Source organism: Streptomyces sp. NPDC055025, assembly GCF_053608565.1.
The window spans coordinates 199,913-220,166 of the sequence record NZ_JBSGVS010000003.1 but is presented as its reverse complement, the minus strand read 5'-3'; the positions used below and the strand labels follow the sequence as shown (position 1 = coordinate 220,166).

Sequence of the window (20,254 nt, the reverse complement as noted above, 5' to 3'; positions counted from 1 at the left end):
TGTGAATGGAACGCTGGTACTCGCGGGGACGCCCATCGGTGAGGTGACGGACGCGCCGCCCCGGCTCGCGGCCGAGCTGGAGACAGCGGATGTGATCGCCGCCGAGGACACCCGGCGGCTGCGCAGGCTCACCCAGGCCCTCGGTGTGCAGACCCGGGGCCGGGTCGTCTCGTACTTCGAGGGCAACGAGTCCGCCCGGACCCCCGAACTGGTCGAGGCACTGACCGCAGGGGCGCGGGTGCTGCTGGTCACCGACGCGGGCATGCCGTCCGTCTCCGATCCCGGATACCGGCTGGTGGCGGCGGCCGTCGAGCACGGGATCAGGGTCACGGCCGTACCGGGACCCTCCGCCGTGCTGACCGCGCTCGCGCTCTCCGGGCTCCCGGTGGACCGCTTCTGCTTCGAGGGCTTCCTGCCGCGCAAGGCGGGCGAGCGGCTCGGCCGGCTGCGGGAGGCCGCGGCCGAGCGGCGCACGCTCGTCTACTTCGAGGCACCGCACCGGCTCGACGACACGCTCGCCGCGATGGCCGAGGTCTTCGGCGCCGAGCGCAGGGCGGCCGTCTGCCGTGAGCTGACCAAGACGTACGAGGAGGTCAGACGCGGGGGCCTGGGAGAGCTGGCGGCCTGGGCGGCCGAGGGCGTACGGGGCGAGATCACCGTCGTCGTGGAGGGCGCGCCGGAACAGGGGCCCGGGGAACTCGACCCCGCCGAGCTGGTGCTGCGGGTACGGGTGAGGGAGGAGGCGGGGGAGCGGCGCAAGGAGGCGATCGCCGCCGTCGCCGCCGAGGCCGGGGTGCCCAAGCGCGAGGTGTTCGACGCGGTCGTGGCGGCGAAGAACGAGGCGAACGAGGCGGCGAAGAACGAGGCGAACGTGGCGGCGAAGAACGAGGCGCGCACGCCCCCGCGGTAGGCGCGTACAGCTCCGTGGCAGGCGCGCACACCCCCGCGGCAGGCGCGCGCTCACCGCGGGGTCCCGGGTCCGGCGCACGCCCCTTCGCGGGGCAAAGGACTATCGTGAAATGTAAAGCGCAGACCGGGAGTCGGGTCTTTTGGGCATGAGAAGGCCAAGACCAATCCATTAATCGACAGGGGCTGATGCGCTCCCGCCGGCAAAGGCGTCCACTGGGTCAGTGGAGAGGAGCTGGCATGAGTGAGATCACGGGCACCGCCGTAGCCCACGAGGCATATGCCTTTTGCTGTATGCACTGCGGGCACGGCTGGGAGCAGGCGTACGACATAGAGCATCACGTCGACGGCTCGGGACGGAATTTCGTTGTCTACAAGGCGGACGGGATACGGGTCCCTTCCCCGCTGTCCAGCCCGTCCTGCACCAACTGCGGCGGGCATGTCGTACGCATCATGCGTTCGGGACAGGTCTCGTCGGTGCGGGCGCTGATGACGGAGCAGTACCACCCGGCGAAGAACAAGCGGGGCGCGGCGGCCGCGGCGGGCGGGGCGACGACCGCGACGGGCGCGGAGCCCGAGGAGATACCCGCGGGATCCGCCGAGGAGATACCCGTCGGATCCGCGCAGGGCAGCACGGCGACGGGGCAGGCGGCGGGACATCACCACTGGCACCTCTCGGACCTGCTGCACCCGTTCCACCATCGCAAGTGAGCGACCTGTTCGACCCGTACCACCCGCTCGACCCGTACCACCCGTACCACCGGTTGGACCTGCTGGATCTGTTCGACCCGCTCGACCCGCTCGATCTGTTCCATCCGCTCGACCTGCCCCACCCCCTCGCCGCGTGCGTGAGCGCACGCGGCCGAGGCCGGGGGGCGCGACCCTCGTAGGATCGCGCCCATGAGTTCGAAGCAAGCTCCGCCACCGCTGCCCGAACCCCTCCGGGTACCGGTCGCGGATTCGCACACCCATCTGGACATGCAGGACGGCAGCGTCGAGGAGAGCCTGCGCAAGGCCGCCTCGGTCGGTGTGACGACGGTGATCCAGGTGGGGTGCGACCTCAAGGGCTCCCGCTGGGCCGCCGAGACGGCCGCGGCGTACGAGAACGTCCACGCGGCGGTCGCCCTGCACCCCAATGAGGCGCCCCGGATCGTGCACGGCGACCCCGACGGCTGGTCGCGGCAGGGCGCGCGCGGGAGCGGCGGGGACGCGGCGCTGGACGACGCCCTGGCCGAGATCGACCGGCTGGCCGCGCTGCCCCGGGTGCTGGCGGTCGGTGAGACGGGGCTGGACTATTTCCGGACAGGGCCCGACGGCATGGCCGCGCAGGAGCGTTCCTTCCGCGCGCATGTCGAGATCGCCAAGCGCCATGGGAAGACGCTGGTCATCCATGACCGGGAAGCACACGCGGATGTGCTGCGTATCCTCGCGGAGGAAGGCGCTCCGGAACGTACGGTGTTCCATTGCTATTCCGGCGACGCGGAAATGGCCGAAGTGTGTGCCGCGGCCGGTTACTACATGTCCTTCGCCGGCAATGTGACTTTCAAAAACGCTCAACCGTTGCGCGACGCGCTCACCATAGCGCCGCTGGAGCTTGTACTGGTCGAGACGGACGCACCTTTTCTCACTCCGGCGCCTTACCGCGGACGGCCCAATGCGCCGTATCTCATTCCGGTCACATTGCGGGCGATGGCCGAAGTGCGGGGGATCGGCGAGGACGCCATGGCCGAGGCGATCGCGGGTAATACGGCCCGCGCGTTCGGTTACTGACGTATCGCGTACTGACGTATCGCGAGTGCCACTTCCGTATCACGAGTACCGCTTCCGTATCACGAGTACTGACGTATCGCGAGCGTCGCGACACGGCGTAGTCGAGCTGCTTGGGAGAGTGACCGTCGCTCGGCTAATGTCCGGGCCCCGCCCTGCCTTCGTGGCGGACCGAACCGGGCCGAACCGGACCGGACCGGGTCTTGTGGAGCGTCGTGAGCAAGTGGAGCGTCGTGAGCAATGAGCAATACCGTCGAGAGCGATAAGCAGGGCAGCCACCGCGCGGCACGTGGCGCGCGCCGAGGCACCGAGACCCGCGCCGCGGCTGAGACCGGCCGTACTTCCGAGACCGGCGGCGCCGCTGAGGCGGGCCGCACTTCCTCCGAGGCCGACCGAGTCGCCGAGACCAGTCCTGCCGTTCAGGAGTCCTGGAGCGGTGGCGGCAGTGGGAGCGGTGGGAGCGGTGGGAGCGGTGGCGGTGGCGGAGGTGGCGAGCCGAGGCGTGGCGATTCCGGTCGGCGCGGCGCCCAGGGGTCGTACTGGCCGGGGCTGCGCCGACTGCTGCCCCGGGCCGTCGTCGTCGCCTTCCTGGCCGGCGGCACCTCGGCCTTCCTCGTCGGCGACAAGGCCGTCGAGCTCGGCGGCCGTGGGGTACCGCGCACCACGCACACCTTGGCCGGTGGTGCGGCGGAGCCGCTGACCGACGAGGGGGTGGCTGTCGGCCCGCACGGCATCGGCGCCCCCGCGTCCGGTGCCGGTCTCATCAGCGTTGAGGTGAGCGGTGACGAGGGTGGCGAGGCGGGTGGCGAGGCGGGTGGCGTCCGCTACGGCCGGCCCGTCCTGCTCACCCTCGACATCCTCGACGGACACCGGACCCGGGCCGCGACGACGGCCCGTACGGTCGACGCGGCTCCACGCCGGACCGTGGTACGTGCCGGCCTGCGGGCCGAGCGGGCCCTGGCTGTCCGGGCCGACCGCGGTGAGGGGACCGTCCGTACGAGCGTGGCGGCCGTGGACGTGGCGCTCGCCGAGGACGGTCTCGCGCCGTACGAGGACGGCACGACGTCCCTGCCGGACGACGGCTCCGCGCAGGACAGCTCCGCGCACGACGGCTCCGCGCAGGACAGCTCCGCGCACGACGGCTCCGCGCAGGACGGCTCCGCGCACGACGGCTCCGCGCAGGACGGCCGGGTCATCGACGATCAGATCGTTGGCGACCAGATCGTTGGCGATCAGATCGTCGACGGCCAAGTCGTTGACGACCAGACCACCGGCGTCGAGCACATCACGTCCCGTGAGCAGGTGCGGGACGAGGCCATCCCGTACGACACCGTGCGTACCGAGGACCCCACCCTCTTCCGGGGCACGGAGGTCGTCGACCAGCAGGGGCGGCCGGGACTCCGCCGGGTGACCTACGGTCTGCGTACGGTCAACGGCGTCCAGCAGGAGCCGCGCGTACTCCGCGCAGAGGTGATCCGCGCGCCGGTCACCCGGCGGGTCAGGGTCGGTACGAAGGAGCGGCCGACCTCCACGGCCAGCGTGGACCATCTGAACTGGAAGGGGCTCGCCGCCTGTGAGTCGAGCGGCCGTCCCAACGCGGTCGATCCGTCGGGCAAGTACGGCGGGCTCTATCAGTTCGACGCCGCGACCTGGCGCTCCGTCGGCGGTCAGGGACGTCCACAGGACGCCACGGCCGAGGAGCAGACGTACCGCGCGAAGAAGCTCTACATGCAGCGGGGGGCGAGTCCATGGCCGTACTGCGGCCGTAGGCTGACCGGGTGAGTACCACTGAGCCCGACGCCCCGGACGCCCTCCAGGCCCTGGGTGCCCCGGACACTTCGGAAGCCCCGGACACTTCGGAAGCCCCGGACACCCCGGACACCCCGGACACCCCGGATGACGCAGAGACCTCGGCCTTCGGCGGCCTCGGCAGCCCCGGCACTCCGGACAGCCCCAGTGCCCCCGGCGGGTCCGGGGCCCCTGGCGGTTCCGGGGCTCCCGGCGGTTCCGACGCCCTTCTGGGGCTGCTGGGGCCCGCGGACATCCGCGAACTGGCCGCGGCCCTGGGCGTACGTCCCACGAAGCAGCGCGGGCAGAACTTCGTCATCGACGCCAATACCGTCCGCAGGATCGTGCGCACCGCCGAGGTGCGCCCCGACGACATCGTCGTGGAGGTCGGCCCCGGGCTCGGCTCGCTGACGCTCGCGCTGCTGGAGGCGGCGGACCGGGTGACCGCCGTGGAGATCGACGACGTCCTGGCCGCCGCGCTGCCCGCGACGGTCGAGGCCAGGATGCCCGCGCGCGCCGCGCGCTTCTCACTGGTGCACTCGGACGCGCTGCGAGTGCGGGAGCTGCCGGGACCCGCGCCGACGGCGCTGGTCGCGAACCTTCCGTACAACGTCGCCGTACCGGTCCTGCTGCACATGCTGGAACGCTTTCCCACCATCGAGCGGACGCTGGTGATGGTCCAGTCCGAGGTCGCCGACCGGCTGGCCGCCGCGCCGGGGAACAAGGTGTACGGAGTGCCGTCGGTCAAGGCCAACTGGTACGCGGAGGTCAGACGGGCCGGGGCGATCGGCCGTACGGTCTTCTGGCCCGCGCCCAATGTGGACTCCGGGCTGGTCGCGCTGACGCGCAGGGCGGAGCCGGTGAGGACGACGGCTTCCAGGGCCGAGGTCTTCGCGGTCGTCGACGCGGCCTTCGCGCAGCGTCGCAAGACCCTGCGGGCGGCGCTCGCGGGATGGGCGGGCTCCGCACCGGCGGCGGAAGCGGCCCTGGTCGCGGCGGGGATCTCGCCGCAGGCGCGCGGTGAGGCACTGACGGTGGAGGAGTTTGCGCGGATCGCGGAGTCGAAGAGCGCGGAGTCGAGGGGGGCGGGCGCGTGAGCGTCGAGGAACAGGCAGCGGTACGGGCAGGGGCAGGGACGCACGTGGATACGGCGACAACGACGACGGCACCGACGACGGCACCGGCATCAGCGCCGGCGACGGTGCTGTCGCCAGCGACGGCACAGGTACGCGTGCGGGTGCCGGCCAAGGTCAACGCGCAGCTCGCGGTGGGCGCCGCCCGCCCCGACGGCTTCCACGACCTGGCGAATGTCTTTCTGGCCGTGGGCCTCTACGACGAGATCACGGTGACGCACGCGGACGAGCTGCGCGTCACCTGCTCGGGTCCGGACGCCGGCGAGGTCCCGCTGGACACCACCAATCTCGCGGCGCGGGCCGCGCTCGCGCTGGCGGCACGGCACGGGATCGAGCCGCGCGTCCATATCCATATCGCCAAGGACATCCCGGTCGCGGGCGGGATGGCGGGCGGCAGCGCGGACGGTGCCGGCGCCCTGCTGGCCTGCGACATGCTCTGGTCGCTCGGCTCCTCGCGGGACGAGCTCCTGGCCATCTGCGCCGAACTGGGCAGCGATGTGCCGTTCAGCCTGATCGGTGGCGCGGCGCTCGGCACCGGCCGGGGCGAGCGGCTCACACCTCTCGGCGTCGGCGGTGACTTCCACTGGGTGTTCGCGGTCGCCGACGGCGGGCTGTCCACCCCCACCGTGTTCCGGGAGTTCGACCGGCTGGCCGAGGGTACGGACGTACCGGTCCCGGTCGCCGATCCCGCGCTGCTGGAGGCCCTGCGTACGGGCGACGCCGTCGCGCTCGCGGGCGCCCTCGCCAACGATCTCCAGCCCGCCGCCCTCGCCCTGCGCCCGTCCCTGGCGGACACCCTGGCGGCGGGCACGGCGGCCGGCGCCCTGGCCGCGCTGGTCTCGGGCTCGGGCCCGACGACGGCGTTCCTGGCGAAGGACCCGGCGTCGGCGGCCCGCATCGCCGAAACGCTCCTGGCCTCGGGCACCTGCCGCACGGCGCGCGTCGCCACCGCGCCCGCCCAGGGCGCGACGGTCGTACCCCACGACAGAAGGACCTGACCGGCCCCCGGCCCGGCCGGCCGGCCGACCCGCGCGCCGCGTCAGCTCACCGTCGCACGGGTCGGCAGCACGGCCAGGGCCTGATCCATCAGACGCGGATCGTCCAGTGTGAAGCCGCCGACATGCAGCCGGTCGTGTCCGTACATCGGCTGTTTCAGCTCGGTGGTCCGGTCCAACTCCACCGACCAGGACACCGCGTGGAACTCCCGGGTACGGGGTTTGGGCACACTGCGTCCGCTCCAGCCGACACAGATCAGCCAGCAGGCCTCGGCGAACGTGCTGCCGCCGGAAGAGCCGTACACGCGCGTGGGCTGATGCCGGGCCGCGATGTCCATGAGTGCCACGTCCGGCAGCTGTGGCACCGAGAGCCGGCCGATGACCGCGGTCTGCCCGAAGTCCCCGGTGGTTGCGTACGCGATGACGTCGTACTGGTCCGGCCATGTGTGCAGCAGCGGCAGCACGGTCACTTCTTCTCGACGGGGCGGTGCATGACCCGCTTCGGCCGCTGTCCTGCCAGGGAATGGGCGGTCGGAGCGGGGATCAGTGAGGCCGCGCGCGGGCTGTGGGCAAGCAGCGGCGGCAGGCGCAGGGCGGGAATTCGAGCGACTCCGGAAGACGCTCGGGGTCGCCTGTGGGCACGGTGACCAAGGGCCGCACTGGTTGCCTCTGTCCTGTCGCGGCCGCGCGGTACACCTTGATCGTCATCACGGGATCTCCCTGCCGGGTGAGGTGCTCCGGCTTTACGACGCTAGGGCGCTCCGAGCGCGCATCTCCACCGATGTGCAGATGTGTGCACGCCTGCATTGCTGCCAGGCAGTGGCTGACTCATGCCCTTGACGCCCTGGACGGCGATGAGTGACCGTGGTGCGCACAGATGCACAGATCGTGACCGGAGGTGACTGTGCCGTTACAGTTCATCGGAATCGATCCCCAGACCGGGCGACGACGTGGACATGATCAGGGAGGCGTGCGATGCGGTTGAGCGTCCCGACGTTCGATGAGTTGATCTCCGGCTGCACGCGGTCCGCCGTGCATCTGGAGATGCGTGACTCCTACGCGGTGGAATACGAGGAAGGGCCGTTCGCGGACTGGCGTGCGGGAGTCCGCCTCGACCCGGCCGACCGGGCCTCTTGGTGGCGGCCCTGGCTCGATCTCATCTCCGGGACGGTGGCGCGCGGGGTTGTCGTCCGTCGAGCCCGGATCGTGTCGGAGCCGGTCAGCGAATACATTCGCTACGAGCACTCCGGTACGTTCACCAACGTGGCCGCCGGTGAACAGGTCCGGTGGCTGCCTCGCCGTCAGGCTTCGGACATCGCGCTGCCCGGCAATGATTTCTGGCTCTTTGACGGGCGATGGGTCCACTGGAATCACTTCGCGGGCGATGGCTCATCCATGGATGAGGAGATCACCGAAAACCCGGCCGCCGCGAAGCTGTGCGCCGAGGCGTTCGAGGCGGTCTGGGCACGCGGTGTTCCACACGATCAGTACGAGATCCACTGACAGGAAGCACCGGTAGACCCTGCACATGCCCAGCTCTCCATCGTCGTCCGCTCAAGCCGCCCGCGAAACCGTCGCGCGGCGGCTCAGTGATCTGCGGAAGGGGGCTGGGCTGACCGTCACCGAGCTGGGTGAGCGGTGTGGCTGGCATCACGCGAAGACGTCTCGTATCGAGAACGCCCGCACCGCGCCCTCCGCCAAGGACATACACCTGTGGTGCCGAGCCTGTGGGGCCGACGATCAGGCGGCCGATCTCATCGCGCAGTCGCTCAGTGCCGAGTCGATGTACCGGGAGTGGCGTCTTCAGGTGCGCGGTGGGCTCAAGCGGTTGCAGGAGAGCTGGGTGCAGTTCTTCCATGAGACCGAACTGTTCCGGGTGTACTCGTCCACCATGGTGCCGGGTCTGCTCCAGACCGAGGGGTACGCGGCGGCGCTGCTGAGTGCCATCGCGGATTTCCGGGAGATCCCGGTGAACGACGGACCGGAAGCGGCGGCGGCCCGGGTCGAGCGCTCCCGCGTCATCCATGAACCCGGGCACCGGTTCGTCTTCCTCGTCGAAGAGGCGGTGCTGTATTACCAGCTCGGGGACGCACAGGCCATGGCCGCTCAGCTCGGCCATCTGCTGACCGCGGGCGCCCTGCCGGCCGTTTCGCTGGGAATCATCCCGATGGCGCGGCGTGAGCGTGGGATGTGGCCCCATGAGACGTTCCACGTGTACGACGACACGTTCGTATCGGTCGAGCTGACATCGGCGCAGCTCAACATCGTCCAGCCCAACGAGGTCGCCCTCTATCTGAAGGCCTTCGAGGAGCTGCGGGGCCTGGCCGTGTACGGGGGCGACGCCCGCGCGCTGATCGTCAAGGCCATCGACGCGCTCGGCTGACGGCTGCTCGCCGGGCCGTTCCGGCCCGGTCGCAGGGGCGTTCCTGCCCGGTCGGCGGACGGGCCGTCGGGGTGTCCGTGGCGGCGACTACGCTGGGACGTCGACCGATCCCCCCTGTACAGGAGAAAAATGGCCGTCAATCTGGTCAATGTCGAGGCAGTCACCAAGGTGTACGGCACCCGTGCGCTGCTCGACGGTGTCTCTCTCGGCGTCTCCGAGGGAGACCGGATCGGCGTCGTGGGGCGCAACGGCGACGGCAAGACGACCCTCATCAGGGTGCTGAGCCGGCTGGAGGAGACGGACACCGGCCGGGTCACACACAGCGGCGGGCTACGGCTCGGAGTGCTCACCCAGCATGATTCGCTCGATCCCGAGGCCACCGTCCGGCACGAGGTGATCGGTGATCTCGCCGACCACGAGTGGGCGGGCAACGCGAAGATCCGGGACGTGCTCACCGGGCTCTTCGGCGGGCTCGACCTGCCCGGCTTCCCGCAGGGCCTCGACACCGTCATCGCGCCGCTCTCCGGCGGTGAGCGGCGCCGGATCGCGCTCGCCAAGCTACTCATCGGCGAGCCCGATCTGATCGTGCTCGACGAGCCCACCAACCATCTCGACGTCGAGGGCATCGCCTGGCTGGCCCAGCATCTGCGGACGCGGCGCTCCGCGCTCGTCTGTGTCACCCACGACCGGTGGTTCCTGGACCAGGTCTGTACGCGGATGTGGGACGTGCAGCGCGGCGCGGTGCACGAGTACGAGGGCGGCTACTCCGACTATGTCTTCGCCCGCGCCGAGCGCGAGCGCATCGCGGCGACGGAGGAGGCCAAGCGGCAGAACCTGGTCCGCAAGGAGCTGGCCTGGCTGCGCCGCGGCGCCCCCGCCCGTACGTCCAAGCCCCGCTTCCGCGTCGAGGCGGCCAACGAGCTGATCGCGGACGTACCGCCGCCCCGGGACACCTCCGAGCTGATGAAGTTCGCCAACGCCCGGCTCGGCAGGACGGTCTTCGACCTGGAGGACGTGAAGGTCCAGGCGGGCCCGAAGGTGCTGCTCGACCGGCTCACCTGGCAGCTCGGCCCCGGCGACCGGATCGGACTGGTCGGGGTGAACGGCGCGGGCAAGACCTCGCTGCTGCGCGCGCTCGCCGAGGCCGCCCGCAGTCAGGGCGATGTCCAGCCCGCCGGCGGGAAGATCGTCGTCGGCAGGACCGTCAGGCTCGCGTATCTCTCCCAGGAGGTCACCGAACTGAACCCGTCGCTGCGGGTGCTGGAGGCGGTCCAGCAGATCCGGGACCGGGTCGATCTCGGCAAGGGCCGGGAGATGACGGCGGGCCAGCTCTGCGAGCAGTTCGGCTTCACCAAGGAGAAGCAGTGGACACCCGTCGGCGATCTCTCCGGCGGTGAGCGGCGCCGGCTCCAGCTTCTGCGGCTGCTGATGGACGAGCCGAACGTCCTCTTCCTCGACGAGCCCACCAACGATCTCGACATCGAGACGCTCAACCAGCTGGAGGACCTGCTCGACGGCTGGCCGGGGTCGATGGTCGTCATCTCGCACGACCGGTTCTTCATCGAGCGCACCACGGACAAGGTGATGGCGCTGCTCGGTGACGCGGCGCTGCGGATGCTGCCGCGCGGGATCGACGAGTATCTGGAGCGGCGGCGCAGGCTGGTCGAGTCCACCCCGTCGAAGTCCGCGCCGTCGAAGTCCTCGGCGCCGAAGTCCCTCACGACCGCCGCCACTCCGGGCGCCACCGCTGCCGAGGAGCGCCCCGCGGCGGCCGTGTCGGCGAAGGACAACCGCGCGGCGAAGAAGGAACTCCAGAAGATCGAGCGTCAGCTCGACAAGATCGCCGGCCGTGAGACCACGCTCCATCAGCAGATCGCCGACCACGCCACCGACTTCGAGAAGGTGGCGAAACTGGACGCCGAGCTGCGTGAACTCGGCGGCGAACGGGATGAGTTGGAAATGCGCTGGCTGGAGCTGGCGGAGGACGCGTAGCGGCGGTGCGCGGAACGCGTAACAGGCGCATCACGGGCCGGTTCTCCCTTGGGAACAGGGGACGGACCGGCCCGTCCCGTACGGATGTCCGAGTGATAGAAAGAAGCCCCGCTCGACCGGTGTGACGATGCGGAATCCATACCCGAACCGCTCCCTCCCGACGGGGCCGGCCACCGGAATCGCGGGGGAGACCGACCGGGTAGCGGACCGTATGGATGTAAAGATGTAAAAGGGGGAACAGCGCTGATGAGCCAGCCATCCGGCCAGCCGCAGCCGCAGGGAGGCTTCGGCGCTCCGCAGGAACCGGAGCAGGGAGTTCCGCAACCGTCGGCCCAGCCTCAGCCACCTGCTCAACCGCCCGTACAGCCACCTCAGTCGGCACAGCCGCCGCCCCAGGCGCCACCGTCCCCGCAGCCCGGTTACGGCTATCCGCAGGGGCCGGGTCCGTACAACCCCGGTCCGGGGCCGTACGGTCAGCAGCCGGGACCGTACAACTCCCCGCCGGGGCCCTACGGTCAGCAGCCCGGCCCGTACAACTCCCCTCCCGGCCCGTACGGTCAGCAGCCCACCCCCTACGGTCAGCAGCCCGGGTCCTACGGTGGCTATCCGCCCCAGCAGTTCCCCGGAGCGCCCGTCCCGCCGCCCGGTGCCGGCGGTCCTGGCGGCGGTGGCGGCGGTGGCGGCAGGAACTTCTTCAGGTCCACGCCCGGTATCGTCACCGCGGCCGCCGTCGCGCTGCTGCTGATAGGCGGCGGCGCGTGGTTCGCCCTCGGCGGCGGTGACGGCGACGGTGACACCAGGCCGACCGCGGGCCGGAGCGAGGGCGCCGATCCGAACGCGTCGGAGAGCGTCGACCAGGGGGACGGCACCGGCGGGGGCCGCGAGGAGCGGGACGATCTCAACGCCGGACGCAAGGACGGCGAGTCCAAGGTGCTCTGGCTCCAGACCAACGATGTGGATCTGCCCCGCAACGGCTCGGACGTGTACGGCCCCTGGTTCGTCGGTGACACGGTCGTCAAGGCCATGTACCGCCAGGTCGTGGGCTACTCCGCCGCCGACGGCAGCAAGAAGTGGACGCTTCCGCTGCCCGCCGAGGTGTGCTCCGCGCCCGTCGCGCCCACGGCCGACGGCAAGATCGTGATCGGGGTCAAGGACGGCACGACCGACAAGAGCCTCTGCAACCAGCTCCAGATGGTCGATCTGAAGACCGGCAAGGGCGGCTGGAAGAAGGAGGTCGTGGAGTCGGGGGTGTTCGACATCCTGACCGACATCACGCTGACGATCAGCGGGGACACCGTCACCGCCGCGCGCACCGGGAACTCCAACGCCTACCGGGTGAGCGACGGCAAGGACCTGTTCGCCAGGCTGCCGGGCGAGTGCCAGCCGTACGCGTTCGCCGGCGGCGCCCGGCTGATCGCCGCCGAGAGCTGCCCGACCGCCGACTACGAGACCACGCAGAACCAGATCCAGGAGCTCGATCCGGTCAGCGGCGCGGCCAGATGGACCTACAAGCTCGCCAAGGACTGGGAGGTCGACAAGGTCTACTCGGTCGACCCCCTGGTCATCTCCGCGAAGAACGACGACGAGAAGTCCTGGAGCGTCTTCGCGCTCCACGCGAACGGCACCCTGCGCTCCGAGATCGCGGGCGGCAAGGACAAGTTCGCACCGCGCTGCGGCGGCGGCTTCGTCGTCTTCGGCAGCAATCTGGAGGGCTGTGTCGGAGTCGCCGCCGACGCGGGCACCTTCTACATGTCGACCGAGCCCGACACGGGCGGCACCGCGCGCACCAACGAGGTCATCGCCTTCAGTCTCGACACGGGCAAGGCCACGTGGCGTGCCAAGGCGCCCGCGGGGCGGCAGATGACGCCGCTGCGGATGGAGGGCGGCAAGGTGCTGGTGTATCTGGACCCCACGTACGACAAGGGCGGTGCGGTCGCGACCGTCGCGGCGACCGGTGGCGCCCCCACGATGCTCCAGCGGCACCCGGCGTCGACGGCCCAGATCGAGAACTCCTTCTACTCGGCGCAGTTGGCCTATGTGGACGGCCGGTTCTTCGTGACCAGCGGCCGGGTCAGCGCGAGCAACGACGAAGAGGAAATGAAGAAGTCGACCATGATGGCGTTCGGTGAGTGAACGGGGCCGGCCCCGCCGGGACCCGGGACCGATCCGCAGGGCCCCGGGACCTGTCGACGCTGTCCCTGTCCGCCGGGCCCCGGGACCTGTCCGCAGGGACCTGAGACCTTCCCGTCGGGACCTGGCACTCGCTCGGCCGGTCCCTCCGTACGCCCCCGACCTCCCGACCCCCGAGCTTCCTTCCGACGAGGTACGTACGCCATGACGCAGCCGCCCCAGCCGCCTCAGCAGTCGTCCAGCGAGCACCAGCAACCGTCCAGCGAACCCCCGCAGCCGTCCGGCGAGCCTCCGCGGGGAGGGTTCGGAGCACCGCAGGAGCCTCCGGCCGGTGGCTTCGGCGCTCCGCAGGACCCGCCGCCCGGCGGGTACGGGTACGGCGCTCCGACGCAGCCCCCGCAGAACGTGCCCCCGCAGAACGTTCCGTACGGTTACCCGCCGCAGCAGCAACCGCAGCAACCACAGCAACCGCAGCCGCCACAGGGGGCCGCGGGAGTACCGGCCGGTCCCGGCGCTCCGCCCGGGTACGGGTACCCCGCGCAGCCCGGATACGGCTATCCCGCCCAGCCGGGCGGGACCGGCTATTCCGGCCAGCCGTCGTACGGCTATCCGACGCGGCCCATGGGGCCGCAGGGTCCGTACCAGCAGCCCCCTCAGGGCGGCGGTTTCGGCAACGGCGGCGCTTTCGGCAACAGCGGCAACGGCGGCACTGGCGAAGGCAACGGCGGTGGCGGCAAGAAGCTGTCCGCCCAGACGCAGATCATCGTCGCCGCGGCCGTCGCCGTGGTGCTGATCATCGGCGGTGGCATCTGGTTCGCCTCGTCCGGCGGCGACGGCGGGAGGAACGAGTCCAAGGGCACGTCGTCCGGTGCCACCGACGGCGCCAAGGGCGGCAAGGACGGCGACAAGGCCATCGGCGGCGGTGGCAAGGAGAAGGCCCCCGACAACACCAGGTCCAAGGCCGGATTCCGGCTTCCGCCCCCCAAGGTCACCGATGTCACGGGCGTCAACGGCTCCTGGGTCACCGAGACCGCCTATGTGAAGACGGGCATCAACGAGATCGTCGGATACGACCTCGACACCGGCACCCGGCTCTGGACGATCCCGCTGCCCGGCCAGGTGTGCGCGGCGACGAAGCATGTCACCGAGGACGACAGGACCGCGATCGCCTTCGAACCGGCCAAGCGCACCGCCACCGAGAAGTACCAGAAGTGCACGGAGGTCGGCGCGATCGACCTGATGGGCGGTGAACTGCTCTGGAGCAAGTCGGTCACGGGCGCCAGCGCCGGTGACGAGAAGGTCCGGTTCGACGAGATCACGCTCAGCGGTACGACGGTCGCGGCCGGAGGCACGGACGGCGGCGCGGCCTTCGACCTGGCCGACGGCGCGATCCGCTGGAAGCCCGAGGTCGGCGCGGACGGCTGCTACGACATGGGGTACGGCGGCGGGGCCGGTCTGGTCGCCGCCCGCAAGTGCGGTTCGTACGACGACCCGCAGATCTCCATCGACACCCTGAACCCGGTCACCGGCGCCCCGCTCTCCTCGTACAAGATGCCGGCCGGTGTCGCCTACGCGAGCATCGTCTCCACCAAGCCCCTGGTGGTGGCCGCCGATGTCGGTGACACGGCGGGCGACGGCAGCGGTATCTCGGACTTCTTCTCGATCGACGAGAAGACCGGCAAGCTGCTGGCGAAGATCCCGGCCGACGCCGACAGATACGCGGCGCGGTGCGGCTCCACCGAGGTCGAGTCCTGCCAGAAGCTGGTGGTGGGCAACGGCAGGCTCTATCTGCCGACCGAGGGGCACGAGGGCGGCGGGGAGTACGGCGACACGAACGAGATCGTGTCCTTCGACCTCACCACCGGCAAGGGCACCTCGGACCGCGCGGACGCGGGCGACCGCTACACGATGTTCCCGCTGCGCATGGACGGCGGCAACGTCATCGCCTACAAGGTGCCCCCGTACGACAAGGGCGGCCAGATCGTCTCCATCGACGGCGCCACCTTCAAGGAGACGGTGCTGATGGAGAATCCGGCCGACGAGGCCGTCCGGGACGCGGAGACCAGCTTCTCCGCGGACCACGCCGAGATCCTCTACGGGGACGGCCGGATGTTCCTCTCCGAGACCGTACTGAGCAAGCCGTCGAACTCGTCGCTGGACGACAAGTCGTATCTCGCGGTCTCGTTCAGCACGAAGTAGCGCGGCGGGCGTCCGCGCGGTGGGCGTCGCGGCGCGCGGTGGGCCCCGGCCCGTGGGACGTACTCGCCACGGACCGGGGCCCGCTCCGTACGGCCCGGCCCGTACGACCCGTCTCCGGTGCCCCCGTCCCCCGCGGCCCTTCCGTGCCGTTGTGGACGTTCCATAGCGGCCCTGGTCGTCGACTAGTCCTGAATGGCCGGGAATTCGGCAATCCGAGGGGCTTCTGAACGGTAGGGGGCGCGCGATCTCGAACAAGCGTGTAGCTTGCCGGGTCAGGAGGCCGGGGGGCCAGTTTTCTGTGGGGATGGGGGCTTTCTCTATGGGCGTTCGGCTCATGGTGGTCGACGACCACCGACTGCTCGCCGAGGCGCTCGCCTCGGCACTGAAACTGCGCGGGCACCGGGTGCTCGCGGCGGCGGCGCCCACGGCGGGCGTCGCCGATCTGGTGGTGAGCAGGGCGCCGGAGGTGTGCCTGCTGGGCACGGCGGCGCCGGCCGAGCCGGGCGCCTTCGACCCGATCGTACGGATCAAGCGGGACCGGCCGCAGGTGGCCGTGGTGGTGCTGGGTCCGGTGCCGAGCCCGCGCGGGATCGCCGCGGCCTTCGCGGCCGGTGCCTCCGGTTATGTGCGCCACGACGAGCGCATCGAGGGTGTGGAACGAGCCATGATCAAGGCGCGGGCGGGCGAGGCGGCGGTGGCGCCGCAGCTGCTCCAGGGCGCCTTCACCGAGCTGCTCAACCCGGCGGCCCAGCCGGACGACGAGGGGCAGCGGCTGCTGCGGATGCTCACCCCGCGCGAGATCGAGGTGCTGGTGCGGGTCGCGGAGGGCGAGGACACCCGGCTGATCGCCGCCGGGATGGGGATCGCGCCGAGCACGGCCAGGACGCATGTCCAGCGGGTGCTGATGAAGCTGGGCGTGGGCTCCCGGCTGGAGGCGGCGGCGCTGGCGGCGCGTACGGGCCTGCTGGACCGGGCGGCCCCGGCCGACCCGCGCCGGGCCGACCCCCGCGATCACTGACGCGCACGGGACGCGGTGCGGCGCACGCCGGGGCGCGGTGCAGCGCACGGACGTACGGGGCCGTCGGCCCCGCCCGGCCCGCAACCCCGCGCACCCACCCGCCCGCGCACCCCGCGCTCACTCCGCTCACTCCGCGCATTTCGCGCTGCCTCCGCGCACCCGGCGCACTCGGCTCACCCAGCGCTCATCCAGCGCTCGACCGGCGCTCGACCGGTTCACCTTGCCCACCCGGCGCCCACTCACCCCCGCTGACGCGTCCCGCCCCCCGCACGCGCCCTTCCCACATTGACGCTGCTGTTGGTTTGTGATTTGTTATGTTCGCTTCTGTTGAGCGGTGTAGGCGATATGGGTGAGAGGCGACCGATGAAGAGGACGGTGACGCGGCTCGCCGACGGCCGTGAGCTGATCTACTACGACTCCCGTGACGACGCCGTGCGGGACGCCGTCGACCGCAGGCCCCTCGGTCCCGTCGCCACCGCCTCCGAGATCCGCCATGACCCGCTGCTCGGCGACTCGGTCGCCATCGCCTCGCACCGCCAGGCCCGTACGTACCACCCGCCCGCCGACGAGTGCCCGCTCTGCCCCTCCCGCGACGGCCGGCTCAGCGAGATCCCGGACTCCGACTACGAGGTCGCCGTCTTCGAGAACCGCTTCCCCTCCCTCGCGGGGGACTCCGGGCGCTGCGAGGTCGTCTGCTTCACCGCCGACCACGACGCCTCGTTCGCGGACCTCAGCGAGGAGCGGACCGCTCTGGTGCTGGACGCCTGGACCGACCGTACTGCCGAGCTGGCCGCGCTGCCGCAGGTCGAGCAGGTCTTCGCGTTCGAGAACCGGGGCGTGGAGATCGGGGTGACGCTCGGCCATCCGCACGGGCAGATCTACGCGTACCCCTTCGTCACCCCCCGCTCCACGCTGATGCTCCGCTCCGCCCGCGAACACCGGGCCGCGACCGGCCGCAATCTCTTCGACGATCTCGTCGGGCGCGAGCGGACCGAGGGCGCCCGGGTGGTGCTGACGGGCGAGCACTGGGTGGCGTTCGTGCCGTACGCCGCGCACTGGCCGTACGAGGTGCATCTCTACCCCACCCGCCGGGTCCCCGATCTGCGGGCGCTCGACGACGCGGCCCGCACGGAGTTCCCACAGGTCTATCTGGAACTCTTGAGGCGTTTCGACCGGATCTTCGGCGAAAGTGAACCGCCCACGCCCTATATCGCCGCATGGCACCAGGCGCCGTTCCGGGCCGCCGGGCGCGACGACTTCGCGCTCCACCTGGAGCTTTTCACCGTACGCCGTACTTCCGGCAAGCTGAAGTTCCTCGCGGGCTCCGAATCCGGCATGAGTGTGTTCATCAATGACGTGCCACCGGAGGCCGCGGCCGAGCGACTGCGAGAGGTAGCGAGCGAGTGAGTAAGAAGTACCTGGTCACGGGCGGTGCGGGATATGTCGGCAGCGTGGTCGCGGCCCATCTGCTGGAGGCCGGGCACGAGGTGACCGTGCTGGACGATCTCTCCACCGGGTTCCGGGAAGCGGTACCGGCGGGCGCCGTGTTCATCGAGGGACGGATCCAGGACTCCGCCGAGTGGCTGGACTGCTCGTACGACGCGGTGCTGCACTTCGCCGCGTCCTCACAGGTCGGCGAGTCCGTCGCCAGGCCCGAGAAGTACTGGGACAACAATGTCGGCGGCTCCATGGCGCTGCTCGCCGCGATGCGCTCGGCCGGGGTGCGCAAGCTGGTCTTCTCGTCCACCGCCGCGACCTACGGCGAGCCGGTCTCCACCCCGATCACCGAGTCCGACCCGACCGCCCCGACCAGTCCGTACGGCGCGACGAAGCTCGCCGTCGACCATATGATCGGCGGCGCGTGCGTGGCGCACGGCCTCGCGGCCGTCTCGCTGCGCTACTTCAATGTCGCGGGCGCGTACGGGAGTTACGGCGAGCGCCACGATCCCGAGTCGCATCTCATCCCGATCGTCCTCCAGGTCGCGCTCGGCCGGCGCGACTCGGTCTCCGTCTTCGGCGAGGACTATCCGACCCCGGACGGCACCTGCGTGCGTGACTACATCCATGTCGCGGATCTCGCCGAGGCGCATCTGCGCGCGCTGGACGCGGCCGTCGAGGGCGAGCATCTGATCTGCAACCTCGGCAACGGCAACGGGTTCTCCGTACGCGAGGTCATCGAGACCGTGCGCAAGGTCACCGGGCACCCGGTCCCCGAGGTCGTGGCGGCAAGGCGGGGCGGCGACCCGGCCGTACTGGTCGCGTCGGCCGGGACCGCGCACGAGCGTCTCGGCTGGACCCCGAGCCGCGCCGATCTGGCGGGCATCGTCGCGGACGCGTGGGCGTTCGCGCGCCGCACGGAGGCGTAAAGGCCCAAGGGGCCCGAGAGGCCCAGGTGGCCCAGGTGGCCCAGGTGGTCCAGGAGGTCCGAGAGGCTCAAGCGGCCCAGGTGACCCAAGCGGCGCAGGTGGCCCAAGAGGCCCAGGAGATCCACGAGTGAGGGAGACCCAGGAGTGAGTGAGAGCGGTACCGCCGCCGGCGCCGTCGCCGAGGAGTTCCGGCGGCTCTACGGAGCCGAGCCCGAGGGCGTGTGGGCGGCCCCCGGCCGGGTGAATCTGATCGGTGAGTACACCGACTTCAACGACGGTTTCGTGATGCCGCTGGCGCTGCCGCACCGGGCGGTCGCGGCGGTCTCCCGCCGTACGGACCAGGTCCTGCGGCTGCACTCCGCGGATGTCGCCGGGGGCGTGGTCCAGCTCGACACCGCCGCTCTCGAACCGCTCTCCGACACCGGCTGGGCCGCCTACCCGGCCGGTGTCGTCTGGGCGCTGCGCGCGGCGGGCCACCCGGTCACCGGCGCCGACGTGCATCTCGCCTCGACCGTGCCGACCGGCGCGGGGCTGTCGTCCTCCGCCGCGCTGGAGGTCGTCATGGCACTCGCCCTGAACGAGCTGTACGGACTCGGCCTGACCCCGCCCGGACTGGCGGTGCTCGCACAGCGCGCCGAGAACGCGTTCGTGGGCGTGCCGTGCGGAATCATGGACCAGATGGCCTCGGCGTGCTGCACGGAAGGGCACGCGCTGTATCTGGACACCCGCGATCTCTCCCAGCGCCAGGTGCCGTTCGACCTCGCGGCCCAGGGGCTCCGGCTGCTGGTCGTCGACACCCGCGTCAAGCACGCGCTCGGCGACGGCGCGTACGCGCGACGGCGCGCGGCGTGCGAGACGGGCGCGCGGGCGCTCGGGGTCCGCGCGCTGCGCGACATCCCGTACGGCGAACTGCCCGACGCGCTCGCCCGGCTGGCCGGACAGAGCGAGGAGGTCCGCCGCTGTGTCCGCCATGTGGTGAGCGACGACCACCGCGTCGAGCGGACCATCGCGCTGCTGGACGCGGGCGATCTGCGCGCCGTCGGCCCCGTCCTGGTCGAGGGGCATGCCTCGCTCCGCGACGATCTGCGCGTTTCCTGCCCGGAACTCGACCTGGTGGTCACCACGGCCGTCGCGTCCGGCGCCCTGGGCGCCCGTATGACGGGCGGCGGCTTCGGCGGTTCCGCGATCGTCCTGGTCGAGGAGTCCGACACGGAAGGGGTCACCAAGGCGGTCACGGAGGCCTTCGCGGCATCGGGCTTCACACCCCCGCGCGTCTTCCCGGCCGTCCCGTCCCCCGGCGCGCACCGCGTGTCCTAGGAGCACTCCCGGTGTCCTAGGAGTACTCCCGTGACCGGGGTCTCCCAGGAGTGCGCTCGGGGCGCACCAGGTGTCCTGGGAGTGCGCCCGGGGCCCCTCCCGCACAGCCCGGCCGACGAGTTCTGCGAATTTCCTTCCCCTCCGGGCCGACGGCCGTACGCTGATGCACAGCACCGGTGGGGGCCGGTGCTGATCAGGGGTGGAGTCAAGTCGGGTACGACGCCCGGGGTGGGGTAGGGGTCATCACACGGCGGCGGCCG

17 protein-coding genes and 1 pseudogene are annotated in these 20,254 nt (G+C 71.1%); 16 read left to right on the top strand and 2 right to left on the bottom strand.

Going from position 1 to position 20,254, the window contains the following annotated elements:
• Nucleotide 1: 1 nt before the first annotated feature.
• From rsmI to ACWGDX_RS03520, 4 genes are all read left to right on the top strand, one after another.
• Nucleotides 2–910 carry a 16S rRNA (cytidine(1402)-2'-O)-methyltransferase gene (gene rsmI, locus ACWGDX_RS03535; protein WP_453621854.1) on the top strand — a complete coding sequence of 303 codons (909 nt, stop codon included), beginning with the start codon at nt 2–4 and terminating at the stop codon, nt 908–910.
• Between the two features lie 236 nt (nt 911–1,146).
• Nucleotides 1,147–1,617, top strand: a complete 471-nt coding sequence (locus ACWGDX_RS03530; protein WP_453621784.1) for a hypothetical protein — start codon at nt 1,147–1,149, stop codon at nt 1,615–1,617.
• The gene (locus ACWGDX_RS03525; RefSeq protein ID WP_453621782.1) at nt 1,614–1,796 is read left to right on the top strand and encodes a hypothetical protein; all 183 of its coding nucleotides are present in this window, start codon (nt 1,614–1,616) and stop codon (nt 1,794–1,796) included. The genes ACWGDX_RS03530 and ACWGDX_RS03525 overlap by 4 nt, the downstream gene beginning before the upstream one ends.
• Nucleotides 1,797–1,806: 10 nt before the next feature.
• A complete protein-coding gene (locus ACWGDX_RS03520; protein WP_453621780.1) occupies nt 1,807–2,676 on the top strand; it encodes a TatD family hydrolase in 870 nt (289 codons plus the stop codon).
• A 39-nt stretch (nt 2,677–2,715) separates the two neighbouring features.
• Here the strand turns inward: ACWGDX_RS03520 and ACWGDX_RS03515 are convergent, their stop codons facing one another.
• Complete coding sequence (locus ACWGDX_RS03515) at nt 2,716–3,810, bottom strand: hypothetical protein (RefSeq protein WP_453621852.1); 1,095 nt, start codon at nt 3,808–3,810, stop codon at nt 2,716–2,718.
• Between the two features lie 120 nt (nt 3,811–3,930).
• Between ACWGDX_RS03515 and ACWGDX_RS03510 the strand changes: the two are divergent.
• The 3 genes and pseudogenes from ACWGDX_RS03510 to ACWGDX_RS03500 all read left to right on the top strand — a co-directional run.
• Nucleotides 3,931–4,455, top strand: a pseudogene (locus ACWGDX_RS03510) (G5 domain-containing protein); the annotation flags it as partial.
• Nucleotides 4,456–4,691: 236 nt separating this feature from the next.
• Complete coding sequence (gene rsmA / locus ACWGDX_RS03505) at nt 4,692–5,558, top strand: 16S rRNA (adenine(1518)-N(6)/adenine(1519)-N(6))-dimethyltransferase RsmA (protein ID WP_453621850.1); 867 nt, start codon at nt 4,692–4,694, stop codon at nt 5,556–5,558.
• A 107-nt stretch (nt 5,559–5,665) separates the two neighbouring features.
• Nucleotides 5,666–6,592 carry a 4-(cytidine 5'-diphospho)-2-C-methyl-D-erythritol kinase gene (locus ACWGDX_RS03500; RefSeq protein WP_453621848.1) on the top strand — a complete coding sequence of 309 codons (927 nt, stop codon included), beginning with the start codon at nt 5,666–5,668 and terminating at the stop codon, nt 6,590–6,592.
• 41 nt (nt 6,593–6,633) lie between these two features.
• On the opposite strand, the gene ACWGDX_RS03495 is transcribed toward ACWGDX_RS03500, so the two are convergent.
• Entirely contained in the window at nt 6,634–7,059 is a 426-nt protein-coding gene (locus ACWGDX_RS03495) for a hypothetical protein (protein ID WP_453621778.1), read from the bottom strand.
• Nucleotides 7,060–7,564: 505 nt separating this feature from the next.
• Between ACWGDX_RS03495 and ACWGDX_RS03490 the strand changes: the two genes are divergently transcribed.
• From ACWGDX_RS03490 to galK, 9 genes are all read left to right on the top strand, one after another.
• On the top strand, nt 7,565–8,092 hold the full coding sequence (locus tag ACWGDX_RS03490; RefSeq protein ID WP_453621776.1) for a DUF6879 family protein: 528 nt from the start codon (nt 7,565–7,567) through the stop codon (nt 8,090–8,092).
• Between the two features lie 25 nt (nt 8,093–8,117).
• The gene (locus tag ACWGDX_RS03485) at nt 8,118–8,972 is read left to right on the top strand and encodes a helix-turn-helix domain-containing protein (protein WP_453621774.1); all 855 of its coding nucleotides are present in this window, start codon (nt 8,118–8,120) and stop codon (nt 8,970–8,972) included.
• Between the two features lie 129 nt (nt 8,973–9,101).
• The gene (locus tag ACWGDX_RS03480; RefSeq protein ID WP_453621772.1) at nt 9,102–10,964 is read left to right on the top strand and encodes an ABC-F family ATP-binding cassette domain-containing protein; all 1,863 of its coding nucleotides are present in this window, start codon (nt 9,102–9,104) and stop codon (nt 10,962–10,964) included.
• A gap of 246 nt (nt 10,965–11,210) precedes the next feature.
• The gene (locus ACWGDX_RS03475; protein ID WP_453621770.1) at nt 11,211–13,097 is read left to right on the top strand and encodes an outer membrane protein assembly factor BamB family protein; all 1,887 of its coding nucleotides are present in this window, start codon (nt 11,211–11,213) and stop codon (nt 13,095–13,097) included.
• Between the two features lie 201 nt (nt 13,098–13,298).
• Nucleotides 13,299–15,293, top strand: a complete 1,995-nt coding sequence (locus ACWGDX_RS03470; protein ID WP_453621768.1) for an outer membrane protein assembly factor BamB family protein — start codon at nt 13,299–13,301, stop codon at nt 15,291–15,293.
• Nucleotides 15,294–15,612: 319 nt separating this feature from the next.
• Nucleotides 15,613–16,311 (top strand): helix-turn-helix transcriptional regulator, encoded by a 699-nt coding sequence (locus ACWGDX_RS03465; protein WP_382856062.1) that lies wholly within the window; start codon nt 15,613–15,615, stop codon nt 16,309–16,311.
• Nucleotides 16,312–16,674: 363 nt separating this feature from the next.
• Nucleotides 16,675–17,718 carry a galactose-1-phosphate uridylyltransferase gene (gene galT, locus ACWGDX_RS03460; protein WP_453621765.1) on the top strand — a complete coding sequence of 348 codons (1,044 nt, stop codon included), beginning with the start codon at nt 16,675–16,677 and terminating at the stop codon, nt 17,716–17,718.
• The gene (gene galE, locus ACWGDX_RS03455) at nt 17,715–18,677 is read left to right on the top strand and encodes a UDP-glucose 4-epimerase GalE (RefSeq protein WP_453621763.1); all 963 of its coding nucleotides are present in this window, start codon (nt 17,715–17,717) and stop codon (nt 18,675–18,677) included. Before galT ends, galE begins: the two co-directional genes overlap by 4 nt.
• A gap of 144 nt (nt 18,678–18,821) precedes the next feature.
• Nucleotides 18,822–19,994 carry a galactokinase gene (galK, locus tag ACWGDX_RS03450; RefSeq protein ID WP_453621761.1) on the top strand — a complete coding sequence of 391 codons (1,173 nt, stop codon included), beginning with the start codon at nt 18,822–18,824 and terminating at the stop codon, nt 19,992–19,994.
• The last annotated feature ends 260 nt before the right edge of the window (nt 19,995–20,254 follow it).

Bases quoted from the DNA above. Each gene is read 5' to 3' on its own strand.
- ACWGDX_RS03530 (WP_453621784.1), top strand. From the start codon at position 1,147: ATGAGTGAGATCACGGGCACCGCCGTAGCCCACGAGGCATATGCCTTT.
- ACWGDX_RS03520 (WP_453621780.1), top strand. From the start codon at position 1,807: ATGAGTTCGAAGCAAGCTCCGCCACCGCTGCCCGAACCCCTCCGGGTA.
- ACWGDX_RS03490 (WP_453621776.1), top strand. From the start codon at position 7,565: ATGCGGTTGAGCGTCCCGACGTTCGATGAGTTGATCTCCGGCTGCACG.
- ACWGDX_RS03485 (WP_453621774.1), top strand. From the start codon at position 8,118: ATGCCCAGCTCTCCATCGTCGTCCGCTCAAGCCGCCCGCGAAACCGTC.
- ACWGDX_RS03480 (WP_453621772.1), top strand. From the start codon at position 9,102: ATGGCCGTCAATCTGGTCAATGTCGAGGCAGTCACCAAGGTGTACGGC.
- ACWGDX_RS03475 (WP_453621770.1), top strand. From the start codon at position 11,211: ATGAGCCAGCCATCCGGCCAGCCGCAGCCGCAGGGAGGCTTCGGCGCT.
- ACWGDX_RS03470 (WP_453621768.1), top strand. From the start codon at position 13,299: ATGACGCAGCCGCCCCAGCCGCCTCAGCAGTCGTCCAGCGAGCACCAG.
- ACWGDX_RS03465 (WP_382856062.1), top strand. From the start codon at position 15,613: ATGGGCGTTCGGCTCATGGTGGTCGACGACCACCGACTGCTCGCCGAG.
- galT (WP_453621765.1), top strand. From the start codon at position 16,675: ATGAAGAGGACGGTGACGCGGCTCGCCGACGGCCGTGAGCTGATCTAC.